Raw genomic sequence first — 22,251 nt, 5'->3', positions numbered from 1 at the left:
GAGATGAGAGGCGCTGATCGACGTCTGCCCGTATACCTTTCGCTGGCCGTGGTTCTGGCTGTGCTGGCCATCTTTACGCGCTCGGATCAGGGGATCCTCTCCGAGCCCATCGTGCCCTACATGGTCGACTCGCTCGCGCATGTCCCGGCCCCCGACGCGTGGCGCCCGGACGATGGCCCCAACTGCCTCGCCTGCCGCGCCCGCCCCACGCCCGCGGGTGGGCCTCCCTCCTGGCGGCTCGTCCCACCAGGGGGACCGCCTATACCGCCGGGGGTGGACGAGACGGGGAAGCCACGCCTGCGTCTGCACTTCTTCGTGGCCCAACGCGCCTATCCGCAGGATACCCTGCCCAAGGGGGCGTATCCCAAGGCCATCCGCCAGACGATCGAGATGTCGCGTATGCTGCGGAAAGCCGCAGCCCTGCCGCGCTGGGAGAACATCGGCCCCGCAAGCATGCGAGACTCTCAGATGGGCAGTCACAAGGTGAAGGTCAGCGGCCGCGTCACCGCCCTCGCCATCGATCCGCGCAACAGCGACGTGGTCTATCTGGGCACGGCGCTGGGAGGCGTGTGGAAGACCACGGACGGCGGCGACAGCTGGGTTCCGCTCACCGATGACCAGCCCACGTTGGCCGTCGGCACCATCACGCTGGATCCCTCCAATCCGGACACGATCTACGTGGGCACCGGAGAGCCCACCCCCGGCCTGGACAACTACTACGGCATGGGGATCCTCAAATCCACGGACGGCGGGCGCACCTGGCAGCATCTGGCCGCCGACGCCTTCACCGGGTTGGGCATCCGGGCCCTGATCGTCCATCCACGCCAGCCCAACCTGCTCTACGCGGCCACCTCCTTCACGGGCGTCGCGGGCCCGGCGCGTCCTTTGCGCGGCATCTACCGATCCACGGACGGCGGGCGCACCTGGCAGACCCTCCTGGCCTGCCAGGATTGCTACGGGGCCTCCGCCCTCCTCATGCATCCCACCAACCCCAATATCCTGTACGCGGCCTTCTGGAATATCGGCATCTTCCGCAGCACCGACGGCGGGGCGAGCTGGGTGCGGCTGACCAACGGCCTGCCGGGGCGCAACTTCGGGATGATCGCCCTGGATATCAGCCGCTCCAACCCCAACGTCCTCTACGCGGGCTATCAATACGAGGAGCCCAACCGATACCAGGGCGGCATCGTCTTCAAGACCACGGACGGCGGCGATTCGTGGACCTGGCTGCGCAACGCGCCCAACTACTGCATGGGCCAGTGCTGGTACGACAACGTGGTATCCATCCACCCCACAAACCCTAACATCGTGTACCTGGGCGGGGCCGCCAACTACATCTGGCAGCCGGTCACGCGCATCAAGGAGGTCGTCGTTCGGTCCACGGACGGCGGGGCCACCTGGCAGGACCTGAGCCCTAACGACGCGCCCGAGCACACCCTCCATCCCGACGTCCACGCCATCGTGTTCGATCCCAAAAATCCGAACGTGGTATGGGTGGGCACCGACGGCGGCGTGTGGAGATCCGCCGACGGCGGGCGCACATGGGTGAATCGAAACAACGGCCTGGCCACCCTCCAGTTCACGGGCATCGGCGTCCACCCCACGAATCCCAACATCATCTTCGGCGGCATGCAGGATAACAACAAGGCGAGGACCACAGGGGCGCTGGTATGGGATGCGCTGGACGTGGGCGACGGAGGCCGGGTGGCCATCGATCCCTTCAATCCCAACATCTACTACGGCACCCGGTTCGGCATCTCCTTCCAGCGCAACGAGAAGAACGGGAGCGCCCCCGTGGATGACTGGCCCATTAAGACGGAGGGCATCGGCCAGCAGGACCGGGCGCTCTTCTACGCGCCGTTCGCTCTGGATCCGTCCACGCCCGGCGTAATCTACTTCGGAACGCATCGCCTCTACCGGACCACCGATCGCGGCGATACGTGGACGCCCATTAGCGGGGATCTCTCCAAAGGAGGAACTCGGCCCGGCAGCATCTCCGCCATCGCCGTGGCCCCCTCAGATCCCCGCACCATCTACGTGGGCACATCGGACGGCAACGTGCAGGTGACCACTAACACGGGAGGGAGCTGGACGAACGTGACCAAGCCTCCCCTACCCAATCGTTGGGTCTCCGCCATCGCCGTAGACTCCCGAAATCCCCGCGTGGCGTACGTGGTGTATAACGGCTTCAACGTCCACACTCCCGGGCAGCCCGGGCACGTGTTCAAGACCACGGACGGAGGCGCCACCTGGCGGGACATCAGCGGCAATCTGCCGGACGTGCCCGCCCTCTCCATCGCCCTGGATCCGGACGCACCCGGCACGATCTACATCGGCACGGATACCGGCGTCTTCCGCACCCGTGATGACGGGCGCACCTGGGAGCCCTTCAATAACGGCCTGCCCGCCGTGGCAGTCGTGGATCTGGTCCTGAACGCGAAGGCGAACGTGCTCGTGGCCGCAACCCACGGGCGCAGCGTATATCGCGTGCAGCTTTCCGGGGGCACCTCTGCCCCCACCCCCACGCCGACCCGGCCCGGCACAACGCCGTCCACCCTCCTCCATCTCCCGCTGGTGGGGAAGAACATGGGGCAGTTCACCCCCACCCCAACCAGCACGCCTACATTTACACCTACATCTGCTCCCACGGCCACACCAACCCCCACCGGCTATCCCACACCCACTCCCACGGCCACAGCTGTGCTCCTGCCCACCAGTACACCGACCCCCACGGCCACAGCCACGCCGACGCCGACCCCGACGCCCGTCGGCCCCACACCTACACCGACGCAGCCCCCTTCACCGCGCGTCTACTACGACAACTTCGCCAATCCGGCCAGCGGCTGGGCCTCCGGGGCGGCAGGGGTGTGCCAGTATGCCTACGTGAGCGGCATGTATGGCGTAGCCGTCCTGCAGCTAGGACAGGTATGCCTCTCCGCAGCTCCGGCGCAACCCCGGGTGGATGGCGTCTTCCAGGTGAAAGCCGCCAAGTCCTCCGCCGGTGATGGCAGCGTCTACGGCCTGGTCTTTGGCCTGGACTCCCCCAACAGCATCCAGCAGTTCTACGTCTTCTGGGTGGATGCTGCATACCAGACCTACCTGCTGCAACGATACGATAACGGCACGTGGACCAACGTCACCGACGCGGGAGCCTCACCCGCCATCCAAACGGGCGACCAGGTCAATGTCCTCAAGGTACGTCGCCAGGGAGACCAGATCACACTTTATGTCAACGATGTGGATTTGGTCACCGTGAAGGACAATGCCTTCCCCAGCAACGGGTACGTAGGCGTGGCCACCTGGGCGTACTACAACACCGGATCGGCCACCTCCTACTTCGACGACTTCAAGATCACCATCCCCACGGTGATCATGGAGGACGACTTCAGCAGTTCCGGCAGCGGATGGCCCACCAGCGGCACAGAGGTCTGCCAGGCGACGTATGAGGGTGGGGAGTACGTGACCGCTACCCAGCCCGACTGGGCATGCGTCTTCCGGGCTCCTATCGGCCCGTATCCCAACGGGAGCTTCCAGGTGACCGCCCGACATCGGCCGAGCAACTACCCCATCGCGTACGGGTTGATCTTCGGCGAGGATGGATCGTTCAACTCCCTGTACGCGTTCCTGATCATCCCCGATACGATGGAGTATGCCCTGGCGATCTACCAGGGCAACTGGCAGGCGCTCACATGGGATGACGCGGAGGGGGATGCGTGGCTTCCCTCCTCAGCCATCCGGCCGGGCAGTTCGCCCAACACGCTCAAGGCCGTGCGTGATGGGACGAAGATTCACCTCTTCGTGAACGATGAATACCTGCAGACCCTGAGCGACGTCTCCCTGCTCGGCCAAGGATACTTTGGGCTGATCAACTGGCCCTCCAGCTACGCGCCGGGCATCGTCCACTTCGACGATTTCCGGGCCATCGCCTGGGACGAGCCCATCACGGCCGCGCAGAGCCACGCCAGCCGGGAATATGGCCTTCCGGCCGAGGACTCGATCGCTCCCCTGGAGCGACACGAGGGGACCTCGCCCAAGCCCGTCCCGCACGCATGGCCCACGCCCGCCGGCGTCCGGGGGCCGCAGTCTGACGCATCCCCTAACTAGATCCGGCAGACGGTAGACGGCAAGAGCAAGGGAAAGGCATCTCTTTTGATGACAGTCACCGTGCCCCTAACGGGACGCCGTGAACCACGAGAATCGGTCGGAGAACCTGTTTTCAAGGCAGGGAGGCAAGATGACACGAAAAGGACGGATTCACTTTATCGGCGCTGTCTCGGTCACCCTCTGCATGGTGATCCTGATCTTCGGTGCGCGCGTGGCGGTCGGTAGCACTCTCCTCTCTCCGACTCAGCCTGTTGCAACGAACGCACCCCGATTTACCTTCCAGGACGGCCTGGTGGTGGGTGTGGACTCTGAGGCCGTCGGCAACGTCAGTATGGCCGGGGCCGTTCATGCCATTCCCGGATCCAACGCCGGTCTCACGGCCACCGGCAGCCAATTCTGGACCCAGGATAGCCCCGGCATCCCCGAGAACGCGGAAAAAGGGGACTTCTTCGGCAACGCCCTGGCCGCGGGCGATTTCAATGGCGATGGCTATCCTGATTTGGCCATCGGCGCCTATGGAGAGACCCCAGCCGGGGGCAAGAAGGGCGGCGCGGTCATCGTCCTGTACGGATCAGCCACCGGCGTGGGGCAACGCAGTGAGCTTTGGGACCAGAACTCGCCGGGCGTGCTCGATAGCGTCGAAGACTACGACAGTTTCGGTGAAGCCCTGGCCGCGGGCGATTTCAATGGCGATGGCTACACGGACCTGGCCATCAGCAATCCATCGGAGGGCTTCCAGGCCGACAACGCCGACGCACTGGGGGTGGTGCACATCCTCTACGGGTCGGCCCAGGGTCTGACCGCCACAGGCAACCAGATGTGGCATCAGGATAGTCCCGGCATGTTGGGGGAGGCCAGTGATGGGGACTTCTTCGGCGACGCTCTGGCCTCTGGCGACTTCAATGGTGATGGGTATGCCGACCTGGCGATCGGTATTCGTGGTGAGGAAGTGACGGGCGAGCCCAACGCCGGCGCAGTGCAGGTGATATATGGCTCTGCACAGGGGCTTACGGCCACAGGTAATCAACTGTTCAATCAAAGCGATAACGGCATCTCAGGCCAGCCGAAGGAGGATGTCGATTTCGGCGAGGCGTTGGCCGTGGGTGATTTCGATGGCGATGGATACGACGACCTGGCCATCGGAGCGCATAACGAAGATGCCGGGAAGGTGAGCGAAGCCGGCGTTGTGCACGTCCTCTACGGCTCAAGCAAGGGCCTCGCCACACCCGACCAGCGGTGGACGCAGGACACGGGCAATTTGCCGGACCGCGCGGAAGAGGATGAAGAATTCGGCTATGCCCTGGCCGCGGGCGATTTCGACGGCGATGGATACGACGACCTGGCCGTAGGCGTCCGCGACGAAGAAATGAATAGTGTGAACGATACGGGAGCTGTGATCATCATCTACGGCACCGACCAAGGGCTGACAGATTCCGGTTCCCAGCTATGGTATCAGGGCTCCCCCGGCCTGAACAACGACGGGGCCAAGGCGAACGACAGCTTCGGGCAATCCCTGGCCGCGGGCGATTTCAATTGGGATGGCTACGATGATCTCGCAGTTGGCGTCCCTTATGAAGATCTGGGCAACACCCAGAACGCGGGAGCCGTGCAGGTCATCTACGGCTCAACTCAGGGCCTGACCGCACAAAACAATCAGTGGTGGACGCAAGACAGCCATGGCATCGAAGACCAAGCCGAAGAATGGGATAGCTTTGGCTCCGTTCTGGCGGTCTTGCCCAGGCTCGCCTGTGCGGACGCCTACGAGCCCAACGACAACTTCAGCCAGGCCCGCAGCATCACGCCCGGAACCACCCTGCGAGCAGCCATTTGCTCCGATCAGGACATCGATTACTTCAAATTCAACGCGAGTGCGGGCCAGCGCATCATCATCGACCTGACGAACATCCCCGCCAACACGGATTACGATCTGTGGCTGAGCGATCCTGGTCAGAACCAGGTGGCCACCTCTACCAACTCGGGCAATGCTGACGAGCGTATTGAACACGTGGCGACCGGGAGCGGCTTCTATTACGTCACGGTCACTTCCTACGCAGGTTTCAGCGCCAACCAGACCTACTCCCTTACGATCGCGCTGAGCGGCGGAGCCGCCCCCCCGACGCCTTCGCGGCACATCTATCTGCCCATCATACGGCGGCAATAACGGTTCTGTCGCTTTCTTGCAGCGACCCTAGGAGAATCCGTCTATGCAAAGATACATCCCGTGGGCGCTTTTGTGCCTGATCATGAGCACGATTGTCACGCCGATGCAAGCGTTCGCCGCGGGCGGGGAGACGTTCACCAACCGCGAGTTCATCCGCAACGGCACCTTTGACGCCCGGCTGGACGATTGGGGATGGAACGAGGTGACCACCACGGAGAGCGTAGGGGTGGGCACCGACCCGGTCCTCGTCCTCAAGACCTTTTTGAGCCGAGGGCCGGCGAGCGCTTGGCAGGAGATCTACCTGCCCACCCGCACCACCGCGGCTACCGTCTCCTTCGACTATCGTATGGTGCCCGGCACTTATGGCGCCTATGGCGGCCGGCTCGTCGCCGGCTTCATCAAGCACGACGGCACCCAGGCCACCGAGATCACCTCCTGGCAGGTGACCCCCGTAGTGACCGGCGACACAGGCTGGCAGCGTTTCCAACACACTCTGAGCGACGGCGAGGTGGCCGCGATTCAGGCCGCGCACCAGGCCAAACAGCGCGTCTATCTCCTCATCCAACTGGTCCTCAACCAACACGACGCGTTCCAGGCCTATGTGGACAATGTATCCCTCAAACTCAGCGGTGAGATGGTGTATCCACAGCTGAGCGGGCGCGTCGCCTACCGGGGGGTGGATCACAGCGGGCGCTACACCATCGGCTGGATGAACCCCGACGGCAGCAACCGCCACGTCCTCTGGACATATCCCGTCGCCGGCAAGGGAAAGATCTTCGGCCTGGCCTGGAGACCAGGCGGCTCGGAGATCGCGTTCACCAGCGATCACGAGGCGGGTTACTCCCGCTTCCACGTGGATGTATATCGCGTTCGTGTGAGCGATGGACGTGTGCGCCGTGTGACCAACCCACCCTCCCACGCGGACATGCAAAGCGGCGGCTATGGCCGAGGCACGGTGAGCGGCGTCGTCCACAACAACAGCAACCGGCAGATCACCGCCGCCTCAATCTACGTGCAGGGAGCGGCTACACCCATCGCGCTCGGCCCCCTCGGCCCCAACAGCACGGCCTCCTTCGTCGTCCCCAATGTGGCAGACCTGGGGTCGGGCACGTTGCAGTACATCGTCCTCATCTGGATGGACAGCAAATGCAGCCAGGGGCTGTATACCTTCGCCGGGGGGATGGTGGACGTGCGCGCAGGCAAGACGACGAGCGTGGGCACGCTGAACTTCGTCCCCGATGATTGCCAGGCCATCGAGCCCAGCAATCCCTCCTGGAGGCCGGATGGAGCGCTCATCGGCTTCTCGGTCAACGGCGTGGCCCAGACGGTGACCCTGGGCGGGCTGCTGGGGGATCCCTTCACCACCAACGCCCGAGGGGTGAGCGATTTCTCCTGGTCTCCCCAGGGGGACGGCACCCTGCTCTACGCCTCATACGCGGGGATCTACCAAACCACGGAGGGCGGCGGCCAGGGCACCCTGCTGGTGAACGCGGTGAGCACCGGGATCTCCACCCAGGAACTGGCCTGGCTGCCGGATGGCTCCGGCTTCGTTTACACGGACGGGCTTAACTTCTACCTGTATCGATTCTCCACCGGGCAGGTACAGCCGCTGACCCAGCTGAACCTATATCGATACACGGAACAGCTCCTCGCCGATCCCGTGCATTCACCCACGGTCTCTCCCGATGGGAAGTATCTCATGTTCGATCGCCGCACGGTCAACGGGCGCGATCTGTGGATTCTCAACCTGGAGAACCCGGTGGAGCTGTGGCCCGTCACCACCGACGGCCGCGCGGCATACCCGGATTGGGGAACGGACGCATCTGGATCCAATGGAGCTCGGAAGATCTATATCCCGCATGTCATGAGATAGCTCCACCTCTGAAGATAAGGAGAGGGATCATGGCACCTCCACGTCAGCACCCCATATCACGGAATCCGATTTTGAAATCCGGGCACTCGCTGATCCCTTTGCTTCTCCTCTTCCCGCTCTGGATCATGCTCTCCGGACGCTCGGCAGGATCGACCCTTTCGGATCCCCTGCGAGCGCCCGCCCCGGCCCCGGCGTTCCAGACTCAGGACTGCCCCTACGATCCCTTTGAGCCCAACGACACCTTCAGCACGGCTTACTCGATCTCCCCAGGATTATGGGAGGCGGTCATCTGCCCTCAGGGAGACGAGGATTATTTTCAGTTCTCCGTTACCGCCGGGGATACGATTCGACTGGATCTAACCAATTTGCCGGATGACTTCGATCTCTTTCTCTGGGACCCCTCAGGATATCTGACCGCCCGTTCCCAGAACACCGGCACCACCTCCGAGCACATCGAGCATGTAGCCTCCCAAACCGGGGGATACCGGGCGAACGTCTTCGGTTATGGTGGTGTGTGGAGCGTGAATCCCTATACGCTACAGGTGGCGGTGCTCACACCGACGCCGACGCCGACCCCGACAGCGACGAACACGCCCACATCAACGCCAACTCCCACGCCGACGAGCACGCCCACGCCCACACCAACTCCCACGCTCACGCCTACGTCGATATGTCCGCCCGACGCCTATGAACCCAATGACGATGGGTTTAACGCGGCGCCCATCTCGCCGGGGCAGATTCAGGCATACATCTGTCCTCAGGGAGACGAGGATTACTACAGCTTCTATGTGACCGGCGGGAACGTCGTGATCCTGGATCTAACCAACCTGCCTGAGAATTATGATCTCCTCCTCTGGGAGCCTGGGAAGGCCACCCCGGTAGCCGCATCGAGGCAGCCTGCCACCACACCCGAGCATGTGGAGCACTATGTTCCCAGCTGGAACAACTACATCGCTGGCGTTTTCGCCCCTCAAAACGCGTGGAGCGCCACTCCCTACGCCCTCCGCCTGGCCATCGTGACGCCGACGCCCACACCAACGGGGATGCCAGGCCACATCAAGATCTACCTGCCGGTGCTCCTGCACATGTAGCGGGGAGGGACATTATGGCACAGCGGGCGTTATCCCATATCATGATGATCATCCCGCTCTCGATGCTGGTGTTCATCATGATCGCCCTGAACGGGGGTCATCAGGTACCGGCTTTCGGGTACCGTGGCGCCGCCAACATTGCCCTGCCCTCGGAGTGTCCCGATCCCTACGAGCCCAACGATTGGTTCACCCAGGCGACCGACGTGGAATTCGACGCGGAGTACGCCGCCTACGTCTGCAACTCCGACGACCTCGACTATTACCGCTTCTATCTCGACGCCGGCCAGCAGGTGGTGATCGATCTATACAACATGGAGCTGAACAGCGATCTGGATCTGTACGACCCAGGGGAGACGCTCATCGCCAGCTCCACGAATCCGGGTGACACACCGGAGCAAATCATCTACACGGCTCAGGAGAGCGGCACCCACTACGCCCTCGTCCATGGCACCGAAGGAGAGCTCGTCAACCCTTACACCCTTCGCGTTACAGCCGCGAGCCAGGCCACGGATACCCCTACCCCTACCCCCACACCCACACCCACATCCGGCCCCGGCGAGACGTGCACCCAGATCCTGACGAATGGCTCCTTTGAGGTCGGGCTGCTCGCGTGGCAGTGGACCAGCACCGCCGATATCCCGGATCCCATCACCGCAGAATGGGCCAGCGATGGGGTATACAGTGCGCTGCTCAGCCACGGAGATAGCCAGACCAGCCACCTGAGGCAGACCTTTACCCTGCCGCTCAACACCACCCGCCTGACGCTGACGTATGACCTCCTGATAGACGGCCCCAGTGATGCCGGAGACACATTGGATGTCGTCCTCGAGAACGGCTCTACCGGCCAGTTCACCCAGATCACGCGACATATCGGCGATCCGGGACAGGGTAGCTTTTCAACGGATCTGACCCCGTACCTGAGCGGCTTTGATACCCTCCGCTTCACAGCCACGACCAACGCCCAGAACCTCACCCGGTTCTTCCTGGATAACGTGCGCCTGACCGCATGCGGGACGAATCTGGCCACGGCCACGCCTACGCCCACCCCGACGCCAACGGCTACGCCGCGCTATCCCGGGTGTCCCGATCCCTGGGAGCCCAACGACACCTTTGACGAGGCCTTCTGGTCCATCGTGGACGCTCCCACGGTCAGCTATATTTGTGCCGTCGCCGATCAGGACTACTGGCTGCTCCCATCCATCAGCATCAGCCAGACCATGAAAGTCCAACTTTACGATCTGCCTCAGGACTATGATCTCTTCCTGTACCGCCCGGATCGGACCCGGGCCACCTCCTCGGTCCTGAGCGGCACCCCGGATGAGCTCGCCCGGTTCACCGCCGACCGCAGCGGCACCTGGTACGTTCAGGTCACGGGAAAGGGCCGGTACTTCGACACGAGCAGGCCGTATACCATCCTGGCCCAGGTGTTCAACTGTCAGATGGATCGGCTGGAGCCCAACGATCCCTACTATAAGGCGTGGGAATTGAGGAACACCCGCGATCACACCGAGGAGCACGATAACCTCAGCATCTGTCCCCCCGGTGACCGGGACTGGTTCGTTTTGCAGGCGGATCAAGGGGATCGGCTGATCGCCGAGGTGACATACACCTCTTCCCAGGGCCAAATGTTCCTCTGCCTGGTGGATATGAGCACCGGGAACCGCCTGAACTGCGCCACAGTTCCCATCAACAACACCCTGCGGATCGACACCTTCCCTACCAAGAGCGACTATTTCTACCTGGAGGTCGGCCCCCAGGTCGACGGGGACATCATTCACCGCTATCGTCTCAGCGCACGCGTCAACTCGGCCACGCCCACGCCCACCTCAACGCCAACCTCGACCCCGACGCCAACCTCGACCCCGACGCCCACGTGGACGCCGACTCCAACGCCCACACCAACGCTGACGCCGACGCCGGTGGTATGCCCGCCCTCCGCATATGTCCCCCGGCCCACCGTCCTGGACCTTCAGCTCATCGACATGGAGGTGACGCAGAGCATCCAGAACCTGGACAACGATGTACCCCTGATCGCGGGTAAGCGAACCTATGTGCGGTTGTATACGAAGGGCGATCGCAAGGTTACCGTCTCCACGCGTGGGTGGCTACGGGCGAAGCGAGATGGGGTCTCTCTGGGAACAGCCCCTGTCCCTTGTGCCAACAGCCCTGTCATCCGGTTTTATCCTGGAAGTGAGAAATATGCCCGCAACAATACAATCACCGGCGGCCTCTACTGCCCGATTCCGCCGTCCTGGGTGGCCAGGTCGGGAACCCTGGAGATCACCGCACAGGTGGACGCACCCTGCACCAGCGATCCGGCCTCGCACAACAACACCAGGACCGTCACGATGACAGTCGAACCATCGCCGCCCCTGGATATTAAGATCGTGCAGGTGCGCGACGGCTGCACCACCAACTGTCAGGAGACGAACGGGCTTTCCTACAATGACTATAAGCATATTCACCTGGTGGCCCAACGCATGTACCCGCTCAGCAGGATCACCCTGCACCCCCACCGAACCTGGATCCAATTCGGCAGAACCGTGGGCGTCATGCAGGCCCAACTGATCCGTCTGCGCAGCCTGGTGAAGGGGCCGAACACCGTCGCCCTGGCCGTAGTTCGGGATTCCACGAACACCCGGAAGTTCAACGGGTTCTGTAGTGACAAGTGGCGCGTCGGCTGGGTCAAAGTGCATCCAAAGGACCCGGAGAGAACAGGGGGCACTTTTGCTCATGAGATCGCCCATTGTCTGGGGATGCATCATGTGAGCGATGGCCTCACCGCGGGGCCTTATGAGCCTTATCCCTATCCCGGGACCCAACTGAGCCGGGGCGGCGAGCGGGATTACTATGGGCTAGACACGGGCTTCTCCCCGCCTCTCATCAAGAACCCGACCGTCTTCGCCGACATTATGACCTATCAGCTCAACCGATGGATATCGGATTACACCTTTCGCAAGCTGAAGAAACGCCTCCAAGGCGGCACCCCCTCCCCCGCCCCGTTGCAGCCTGCGTCCCAAGAGGGTGAATACCTGGAGGTGGTGGGCGCGATAGATCAGAGGACTGAGCAGATCACCCTGCTGCCCATGATGCGTTTACCGGCATCCGAGGTGAGCGCCATGGCCTGGGGGGAATCGGAGGGCGAGTACGCCGTTCGATTGCTGGCCGCCGACGGCACCGTATTGGCCGAGCAGCCGTTCACCCCACTACCGGGGGTCGACACCGAAGATGCCCCTCTACCCTTCGCCGTGTGGGTGCCTTATGACGCGCGCACAACCCGCATCGTCATCGCCCATCAGGGCGCTGAGCTGACCTCCACGACCGCCAGCCCCAATCCCCCGACGGTAACCCTCGATCCGGTGCCAGATATCGTGCCCGACACCCTCACCCTCTCCTGGGAAACGGCCGACCCGGACGGTGATGCGCTCACGGCCACGGTGTACTTCAGCGCCGACGCCGGCGAGACATGGGAGCCGCTTGCCATCGATATCAAGGAGACGCAGGTGGAGTTGGACACCTCGCTGTGGCCCGAGACGCAGCAGGGGATGTTGCGCGTCCGAATCACCGATGGCGTGAACACGGCGGAGGATATGACCGGCCCGTTCACCGTGCCAGCCAAGCCCCCCAGGGTGTCCATCCTGGCCCCTCAGGATGGGGCCGGGATGTTCCTGGGCTCCTCGGTCCTCCTCAGCGCGATCGGATACGACGCTGAGGACGGGGCGCTGCCCGATGAGGCGTACAGCTGGCACTCCGATCGTGACGGGGATCTGGGCATCGGCCAGGAGATCCTGGCGTCGCAACTGAGCCTAGGGCGACACCGGATCACCGTCGCCGTTACCGATGACGACGGCAATCACGCCTCCGACGCCATCGATATCTATGTCAACCGTCAGACCTTCTTCCCGACCATGCTCAGGGAACTGCCCCTGGGGGCACCCTGATGTGAGAGCCACCAGAGAAAGATGTCTCCCCTGGTGAGAGATGTGGAGAAATCAGAGTTCGAACGGAGGAAAGAAAGATGCGAGAGATGCGTATGTACCTTCTGACCGTGTTCCTGGCCTTGTCGCTTGCATTCGGGTTGGCAGCCTGCGGCGGTGAGGAGGAGCCGGCCACGCCGACGCCTGCTCCGGCCGGGGAGGCGGCCGTGCAGACGCCCGCGCCTGAGGAAGAGGAGATCGTCCCCACTCCCACCCCCGTCGCAGAGGAACAGACTGCTCTGAAGATCCTGGAGGCTACCTTCGCCCACGGCCTGACGGAGGAATTCGCCCCCGTCAATCCCGGCAACACGTTTACACCGGAAGAGACGATCTACCTCTCCATCAAGCTGAAGGGCACTCCCAAAGGAGGGCAGGTGACCGCCCGTTTCCTCTATCAGGATCAGGAGATCGCATCGGCTACCGTGGATCTGGCCGAGGAGCGCAAGAAGCAGGGCCTGGTCTTCGTGATCGGGGGCAACACCAACGTGGGCTTCACCCTCACCCATGAGAAGCCATTCCCCATCAGCGATCTTTACCGAGCGGAGATTCTCCTGAACGGATCTCCGGCCGGATCCTACGAGTTCATCATCATCCCGCCGCCTGAGGCCATCCCCTCCCAGGTGCGCCAGGCTGTCCTGGCCCGGGGGGCGACGGAGGACTTCCAGCCGATCGAGCCCACGGACACTTTCACACCTACAGAGGAAGTGTTCGTGGTCGGCCGGGTGGACCTGGGACTCCACTCGACGCTGGAAGCCCACTGGTATGTGTCCGGCCAACTGGATGAGGCAGGCACTCGCACCATCACAGCTCAGGAGAACGTCGAGGACACGGGCTTCTACTTCTCCTACCTGCCCGAGCAGGGATGGCCCGAAGGGGAACACAAGGTGGTGCTCCTCATCGACGATCGGGAGGTGGCGACCTATACCTTCACCGTGCGCGCGGAGGTGGAGCCCCCCACGCCCACGCCTGCCCCCGAAGGAGCCTCGGGGTGGAGCGAGTTCGGCGATCCTTATGACCCCAACAGCCTGTTCACGATACGCTATCCGGCGCACCTCAGCGTCGTCGAGGAGAACGCGGACGAGAACCAGTACGGCTACATCTTCAGCAACCCGGAGGATACGGAGGCCCTGGCTATCTCGTTCATCCCCGTAGACAGCCAGCCGCTGGATGACGCCACCTGGAGCGAGATGGTGGACGCGATCATCCCCGAGGTCGTCGCAACGATCGGCGACGATGCTGAGATCATCTCCCAAGCTGCCCCGGAGGGCGGGCGCGTGGCCGTCGCATACGCGATCTCCGAGGCCGAGCAGCGCGGCGGGATGATCAGCCTCCAGGAAGATCGGGGCATCATCCTGCTCCGCTTCTGGCTCGTGCCCAAGGACCGTTGGGAGCAACGCCTGCAGCAGTGGCAGGAACTGGAAATCACCTGGTTCCCGCCCAGAGTGCATAAAAAGTTCAACATGTGGACCCCTTATGAAGAGCCCTTGGGTTTCTTCTCCTTCTCTCGTCCCCCCCAGCTGGACCAGGAGGAGGAGCTAACCGACCCGCCAACCGGATACGCGTTTAAGAGCGACCAGACCGGCGAGGGGCTCCTGTTCGTCTATTCCGACGTCACCGACGCCGACCTGGCGGAGATCTTCCAGCAGTTCGTTCAGGAGCTGCGAAAGCGAGCCTTCGGCGAGAGCCCGGCCGCCGAGACGGACACGAGCGAGGATGCCCAGGGACTCCCCGTCACCATCACCGAGTTTACCTCCGAAGACGGCACACGTAAGGGCCTGGAGGTACTCTGGGAGCCGCAGCAAGGGATCCGTGCCTACTTCCTCTGGATGGCTCCAGCCGACCTGTGGAATGAGGGCTATCACGAGGGGACCGTGTTACGAGTGCTCCGAAGCCTCCGGTGGTCACCGGAGAGGATCCGCGAGTACTACGACCGGCGCTATCTCTCCTCAACCTCGCAGCCGGAATCGACCGTGGAGCAGGAGATCACATCGCTTACGCTCCCGGAAGGCACGCGCCCCCTTGATCTGGCATGGGACCCGGCGGGGCGCTGGGTGGCGATGGTCCTCTGGGATAGCTCGTCCGGCACGTCACGCCTGGCCCTCTACGATGGGCGAACCTTTGAGCAGCTCGCCGTTCAACCTATCCAGGCCAGTAAGATCGCCTTTAGCCCCGATGGGACGTTGCTGGCCACAGCTTACACCGCCGATCTCCAGGATCATCTAACCGTGTGGGAGACGGCGGCGCTGCTGAAGGGGGACGCCGCCCCCACGGCGACCTTTCGCGATAGCTTCGGCGGCATCATGGGCCTGGCCTTCAGCCCCGATGGCCGGCTGATCGCGCTGGCCGTCTCGGCGGCCCAGGGGAGCCTGGTGCCGGTGATCGAGGCGAAGACCGGATCGGTGGTGCAGAAGCTCCGATTCCCGTATGAAGGCGTCCACGCGCCCATCGTCGAGGGTGTCGCCTTCGGGCCGGATGGCGCGTATCTGGTCGCTATCGCCTATGGGGGCACGGTACAGATCTGGCGCACAGAGGACTGGGAACCGGTCGCCACGGTGAAAACCGGGATCTCCGGCGACCCGAACACGCTCCTCTTCCTCGACCCCGGGGGGTTCCTGACCAACGGCTCGACCGACGAGGGCTATGCGCTGCACATCTGGCGTGTGGATGGAACCCTCGCGGCCAGCATCCCCGCTCCGGAAAGTATCCATACGCTGGCGCTTTCTTCTGGTGGGCAGCTCGTGGTCGCCCTTGGCTCCTCGGAGGCATATGTGGTCATCAGCGGGGAGCAAGGGCTTGAGCTTCTCCCCGTGGGCGGCCCATTCCAGGGACTCGTCTTCAGCCCGGATGACCAGTGGATCGCCGTCACGACGCAGGAGAATCAGGCCATCGTGTGTCCGGCGGGCTATCTCGTGTTCTCGCTTTGCGGGTGATCGTATGCGACGCGCCGCTCGCGGTTGGACTAGCCGGATGAGGGAGACCCTCACGGGATGCCACGGGGGTCCTGAAAGGAGCTGATCATGTCCTTCCATCGCGCACAATGGCTGGTTGCCTTCCTCCTCCCCCTCGTCCTCTTCGCCCTTGGCGGTACGGTTGTTCTAAGCGACTCACCAGATGGGGAGGCAACGGCCCACCTGCCCGCCGACTGCACCGATCCTTACGAGCCCAACAACTGGTTTGACCAGGCCACACCGGTGGAGTTCGGTGTGGAATACAACGCCGTCGTATGCAATTCCGATGATAACGACTTCTTCCGTTTTCCCCTGACCACGGGCCAGCAGATCACGATCAGCCTTTACGGCATGGAATGGGATAGCAACCTTGATCTCTACGGGCCCGATCAGACCGTGCTCATCACCTCGACCAACCCGGGGACCACAACGGAACAGATCGTCCACACGGCGGATCAGGCGGGCACGTATTACGCGGTGGTCTGGGGAACGGAGGACGAGCAACCCAACCCATACACCCTACGCGTGGACTCGGTCGCTACCCCGGCTCCCTGCCCTGATCCCTACGAGCCGAACGATGTCCCGGAGGAGGCATGGTCCATCGAGCCTGACGCGCCCGTCGATAGCTACATCTGCCATGAGGAGGACGTGGATTACTATGCGCTACCCGACGTGTCGCCCGGGCAGATCCTCCAGATCGAGGTGGACGGCGTGTCGGAGATGGCGGCATCATCCCCCTCGGATCTGCCGATCGATCTCGTTCTCGTCCTCTTCGACCCCAACGGCGAGGAGGTGGCGTTCTCCGACGCGCCCGGGACCCGCGCGGAGGCCATCATCTACCCGGCCGAGGTCGGGGGGACCTACCGAGTGGGCGTTCGGGCGAACCCCGGGACGGCCGTCCTGCCGGCCTCCTACCGCCTTCGCTGGACCTTCGTACTGCGCTGGGAGGTGAACACTACGGACGATCGCGACGATGGCGCCTGCACGCTTCAGCACTGTTCCCTACGCGAAGCCATTCAGGCGGCCAATCGCTATTTCGTCAAGCACATCACGTTCCGAATTCCCACTTCGGACCCGGGCTACTACCCGGCCGGCGGCTACTGGACCATCCAGGTCACCTCGACCCTGCCCGCTCTGACCGCGCCCGGCCTCCTCATAGATGGCTTCAGTCAGGCGGGATTCATCGGCAGCGACCCCAACCCGGCCGGCCCCGAGATCCAGATCGACGGATCCCGCCTGGGCGCGGGCGGCGATGGCCTGATCGTCGAGGGGACCAAAGTCGTGATCCAGGGGTTGAGCATCACCGGCTTTGAGCATTACGGCATCTGGATCCAGGGGGCCAGCAATCAGGTGCTCACCAATACCGTGGGGTTGGACCCCCTCGGCAATCCGGCCGGTAACGGCATCGGCGTGGTCCTGAGCGAGAACGCCAGCCACAACCTGATCCGGGGGAACGTGATCGGCGGGAACGGGCAGCACGGCCTGCTCATCGCCGGGTCGGGTAGCATGGTGAACCGGATAGAGCGGAACATCATCGGCCTGGACCCCACCGGCAGAGAGGTGCGGCGCTCCAATCACGGTTGGGGGATCGTCATCCAGGACGGCGCCAACGCGAATCAAATCGGTCCCGGCAACGTAGTCAGCGGCAACGATAGCGGCGGCATATGGATCACCGGCGCCGGCACGGACCAGAATTCCGTGCGGGGGAACGTCATCGGTACCGACAAAGAGGGCAACCTGGCGTTGGGCAACGGCGGCATCGGTGTGCTCGTCTCTCAGAAGGCTCGGAGCAACTTCATCGGCGGCCCCAACGATGGCGAGGGCAACGTGATCAGCGGCAACCTGAGTCATGGCGTCGAGCTCAGAGGACCGGGCGTTGAGAGGACCTATATCCTGGGGAACATCATTGGCCTGAACCGCCTCGGCACCACCGCGTTGCCCAACCACGGAGACGGCGTGTATCTCGATAACGTCCGTCGCACCACCGTCGGCTCCCCTGGCGCGCTCTCTGCCAACGTCATCAGCGGCAACATGGGGGATGGGATACGCATCGAATCGGGACGAGACAACGTCGTGCGCGGCAACCGCATCGGCGTGAACCCGCGCGGCAATGTGGACTTGGGTAACGGCGGCGATGGGATCGAGATATCCCGCGGCAGAGAACATCGCATCGGCGGGTTCCATACGGAGGGCAACGTCATCAGCGGAAACGGTCGCCATGGGATCCTCATCTGGGAGTCCTCCACGGCCATCACCGTCACTGGCAATTACATCGGCACCGACGCCACCGGGAAGATGGCCATCCCCAATGATGGCTCCGGCGTGATCATCGCCACGGGCGCCCATGATAATATCATCGGCAGCACTGATCTGTTCGAGAACAATATCATCAGCGGCAACCAGGACAACGGGGTACACATTTACGGAACGGGGACGGTGCGCAATCGGGTGCTGGGCAATTACATCGGTACCGATTTCACGGGACGAGTTGCCATACCCAATCACCTCAACGGCGTGATCATTGCCGGCGGCGCTCAGGAGAATGAGATCGGGGGAAGAGATACCGACGCGGGGAATGTGATCGCGGGGAACAATCGACTTGGCGTGGCCATTACCGACGTCGGCACGGATCGGAATAAGGTGTGGGGGAATCGCATAGGCATCGGAGCTTTCTCCGCCCCCCTTCCCAACGGGTCACACGGTATATACATCGCCGGCGGCGCCCAGATGAATCAGATCGGAGGGGCCTCGTCGGGCATGGCGAACACGATCACCGGCAACAAGGGGGATGGCATCCGGATTGAAGGACACAATACGATACGCAATACCATCTCCCACAACAGCATCTTCAAAAACGAGGGTCGGGGTATTCGCCTCCTGTCAGGCGGAAATCAAGGCTTAAGCCCTCCCTCCGTCACCCGGGTGACGTCCGCCGGCGGCCAGTATACCTTAGAGGGCAGCACCTGTGGCAAATGCACCGTGGAGGTCTTCGTTGATGATGCCGATGAGGGCGAGGAGTTCCTGACGAGCGTTCAGGCCGACGCGTCCGGCAAGTACAGCGTCTCCGTGGCACGGAGACGGAGATACTTCACGCTCACGACGACGGACGGCATGGGCAACACCTCCGAGTTCAGCCGAGACCTCTTGCCGGACCTGGAGATACAGGCGTTGGAAGTCACACAGGCTATCCAGGATCTGAACAACAGCGTCCCCTTGGTGCAGAACAGACCGACTTACGTGCGCGCGCACGTCAGGGCGAATTCGCCCTTGGGCGGGTCTGTAAGCGGGGTATTTGCGGTTCTGAAAGTGTATGCCGTGGCCAGCAATGGGACGAAGGTTCTCATCGCCCGGCTGGAGCCAAGGCATCCTCACAGGCTGATCACCGTCCGGACCAATCCTCAGCGAGGGAGGCTTGACCACAGCTTCTACTTTGAGCTACCTTCCAGGTGGAGCAGGGGACGGATGCACTTCGTCTTCGATCTGAACCCGGGAGAGCTGGTCCCGGAACGCGACCTGACCAATAATCGGCGTGAAGCGACGGTCACCTTTCAGGAGACGCGACCACTGGATATCGTGATGGTTCGCGTACGGTATGAGTCGCAGGCGGCGGGGCAGAAAAAACCGACCGTCTACCTACCTCCCCTTCAGGCGGCGTTCGAGACGCCCCGCTACACGGAGAAGACCTTCCCCCTTTCCCAGATTCGCCTCTGGTGGCCGGTGGGCTACGCTGTCCTCCCCTTCAAGCATGACCTGACGAGGCGGGCGGGATGGGAGGCGCTACTGGACAAGCTGAACTGGCTGCGGATCCGCTCTGTCAATACGCGTCGTAACTGGTACGGGCTGGTGGACAAGAACATCCCTAAACTGGCCGTCGCGGGAATAGGCTCAACCAGGGTGCCGGTGGCAGCCGGGGTAGCGTTTAACGGCCGCGCCATGGCACACGAGCTGGGCCACAACTTTGGGCGAGCACATGCCCCCAGCGCGCGAGACAAGAAAGGAAAAGTCATTGACCCACATTGCAAGGATCCAAGCGGTGAGGACACCAACTATCCGAACTACAAGAATCCGCAAGGTGTCCCCTATCCGCTCTCTTCCATTGGCGAATTCGGATTCGACGTCTTCAGCTTTACCCCGCGCGTGTATGACCCGGCGTCCACCTATGATCTTATGTCATACTGTTGGCCAGGTTGGGTCAGCCCATACACGTATCAGGCGATCTTCAAAAAGCTGGTAATCCGCCCAGGGTCCAGCGCTGCGCGGGGGACCAACCAGGAGCAACCTTATCTGCTCATCAATGGCTTCGTAGATGTGGAGGCCGATACAGGAGAGTTAGGATTCGCCTATGTGGAAGGACGCCCGGTAGGCACGGCCGATGCCCCGGGGGAGGGTGCCTACCGCCTGGAGCTGCGGGATGCGACGGGCAACGTCCTGTTCACGCGCTACTTTGAGCCACAGCAGTACATCGCCGACTCCGACACCTCAGAGCCCCGGCGCTATTGGATAGAGGTGCTGCCATTCCCAATCGGCACGCGATCGATCGTCCTTCTGCACGGTGAGAAGGTCCTGGACACCCGCCAGGTCAGCCCCAATCCGCCCACGGTCACGATGGACTATCCCAACGGCGGCGAGGCGCTCGACGGATCGATAACAATACGCTGGCATGGCAACGATCCCGACGGCGACCCGCTCGTCTACACTTTGCAATATAGCATCGACGGCGGAGGGACGTGGCACACCATGGCCGTGAACCTGACCGAGACGAGCTATACGGTCGATACATCAGAGATCGGCGGCTCCGACCAGGCCAAGGTGCGCGTGCTGGCGAGCGACGGGGTGAACACCGCCGCCGATGAGAGCGATGGGGTTTTCTCCGTGCCGAGGAAGCCGCCCCTGGCGGGCATCCTCGTCCCCACGGCCGGGACCTTCTTCCCCGTGGGTTCGCCGATCTATCTGAAGGGTTATGGGACGGACATTGAGGATGGACCGATCGAGGCGGATGCACAGCTGCGCTGGCACTCCGACATCAGCGGCGACCTGGGCTCCGGTTCGAGCCTGGAGGTCTCCGATCTGCCTCCAGGCTATCACACGATCACCCTGACCGCCATCGATAGCGATGGCTTGACCGGCAGCGCCTCTGTGACCATCACCGTCGGCGAGTGGCCTCCTGTGCAGATCTTCATGCCCGCCATAAGCCAGGAATAAGGGGGGAACGATGGATTCCACGTCTCCAAACTGGGCGATCATCTGCCTGGCCTCCATCTGCCTGGTTGGCCTGGGAATGGCAGGACTTGTCGCCTTGGTCCTATGGCTGATTCGCCGGTGGCGCCGGGCCGTGACGCACCTTCGCCCCTGGCCGCCGGAGAGCCTGGAGGATCTGTCCGCCAAGTGGGAAGCCCGTTGGGTGAAGCTCCCTCGACGGGTGCGCGGCCAGGGCATGATCCATAGCGTGCATGATCCCAAAGGGCCCGCATGGATCGCCTTTACGTTCAACATACGTGGGGGGCGTGAGACGACGCGCGGGACCCTGGAGGCTCGCACGACGGAGCATACCTTCTCCTTCGATATCACGCCGGAGCGCACGACGATCCACATCGATGGGGAGTTGTGGGGGACGATCCTGCCGGATGGGACGCTGCTTGACTCGACGGGCGAGGCCGTGGGAAGCGCCCCCCGGGTGGGAGGGCCGCCCATCCTGTTCGTCGCGGGAGCCCAGGCAGCCCTTAGGGAGAAGCTGGGGCGGCCTCACACGGTGACCCTACACGGCCGGGAGATCGGCCGCCTGGCCAGCTTTCAGGAGCGGCGGAAATGGGGGCATAGCCCGGCCGTGTTCCCGGCCGGATCGCTCTCAGAGGAGGAGTCGACCTGGTTACTGGCGCTGACCATTCTCCTGATCGCGGGGCACAACCTCCCGGAGGACGCGTGGATGGAGGAGGCGCAATAACGGGGCTCTCTCAGGATAAGAGGAGGTGCGGAGGGGCTTCCCCTCCGCAGGAAAACTCTTGTTCTCGCCTTTTCCCTGCCTGGTTGGGGCTTTGGCCGGTGGCCTCCGGCCCCACGGAGCAGGTGAGGGGCTGAAAATAGATTTCTTCGGAGGGGC

Annotated in this window: 8 protein-coding genes; all 8 read left to right on the top strand. The window is 63.0% G+C overall.

Going from position 1 to position 22,251, the window contains the following annotated elements:
- Window positions 1-3 precede the first annotated feature (3 nt).
- A complete protein-coding gene (locus GXP39_00970) occupies window positions 4-4,104 on the top strand; it encodes a hypothetical protein (GenBank protein ID NOZ26610.1) in 4,101 nt (1,366 codons plus the stop codon).
- Window positions 4,105-4,234: 130 nt separating this feature from the next.
- Window positions 4,235-6,265 carry a hypothetical protein gene (locus GXP39_00965; protein NOZ26609.1) on the top strand — a complete coding sequence of 677 codons (2,031 nt, stop codon included), beginning with the start codon at window positions 4,235-4,237 and terminating at the stop codon, window positions 6,263-6,265.
- Between the two features lie 43 nt (window positions 6,266-6,308).
- Window positions 6,309-8,138: a hypothetical protein gene (locus tag GXP39_00960; GenBank protein ID NOZ26608.1), complete on the top strand. Its 1,830-nt coding sequence runs from the start codon at window positions 6,309-6,311 to the stop codon at window positions 8,136-8,138.
- A gap of 29 nt (window positions 8,139-8,167) precedes the next feature.
- Window positions 8,168-9,229 carry a hypothetical protein gene (locus GXP39_00955; protein ID NOZ26607.1) on the top strand — a complete coding sequence of 354 codons (1,062 nt, stop codon included), beginning with the start codon at window positions 8,168-8,170 and terminating at the stop codon, window positions 9,227-9,229.
- 14 nt (window positions 9,230-9,243) lie between these two features.
- The gene (locus tag GXP39_00950; GenBank protein ID NOZ26606.1) at window positions 9,244-13,170 is read left to right on the top strand and encodes a hypothetical protein; all 3,927 of its coding nucleotides are present in this window, start codon (window positions 9,244-9,246) and stop codon (window positions 13,168-13,170) included.
- A 77-nt stretch (window positions 13,171-13,247) separates the two neighbouring features.
- A complete protein-coding gene (locus GXP39_00945) occupies window positions 13,248-16,136 on the top strand; it encodes a hypothetical protein (GenBank protein ID NOZ26605.1) in 2,889 nt (962 codons plus the stop codon).
- A gap of 87 nt (window positions 16,137-16,223) precedes the next feature.
- Window positions 16,224-21,356, top strand: coding sequence for a CSLREA domain-containing protein (locus tag GXP39_00940; GenBank protein ID NOZ26604.1), 5,133 nt, complete (start codon window positions 16,224-16,226; stop codon window positions 21,354-21,356).
- 10 nt (window positions 21,357-21,366) lie between these two features.
- Window positions 21,367-22,095 (top strand): hypothetical protein, encoded by a 729-nt coding sequence (locus GXP39_00935; GenBank protein ID NOZ26603.1) that lies wholly within the window; start codon window positions 21,367-21,369, stop codon window positions 22,093-22,095.
- The last annotated feature ends 156 nt before the right edge of the window (window positions 22,096-22,251 follow it).

The organism is Chloroflexota bacterium, assembly GCA_013152435.1.
In the GTDB taxonomy this organism is placed as follows: Bacteria; Chloroflexota; Anaerolineae; order DUEN01; family DUEN01; genus DUEN01.
The sequence above is the reverse complement of the archived record's forward strand: the minus strand, read 5'-3'. Positions and strand labels throughout refer to the sequence as shown.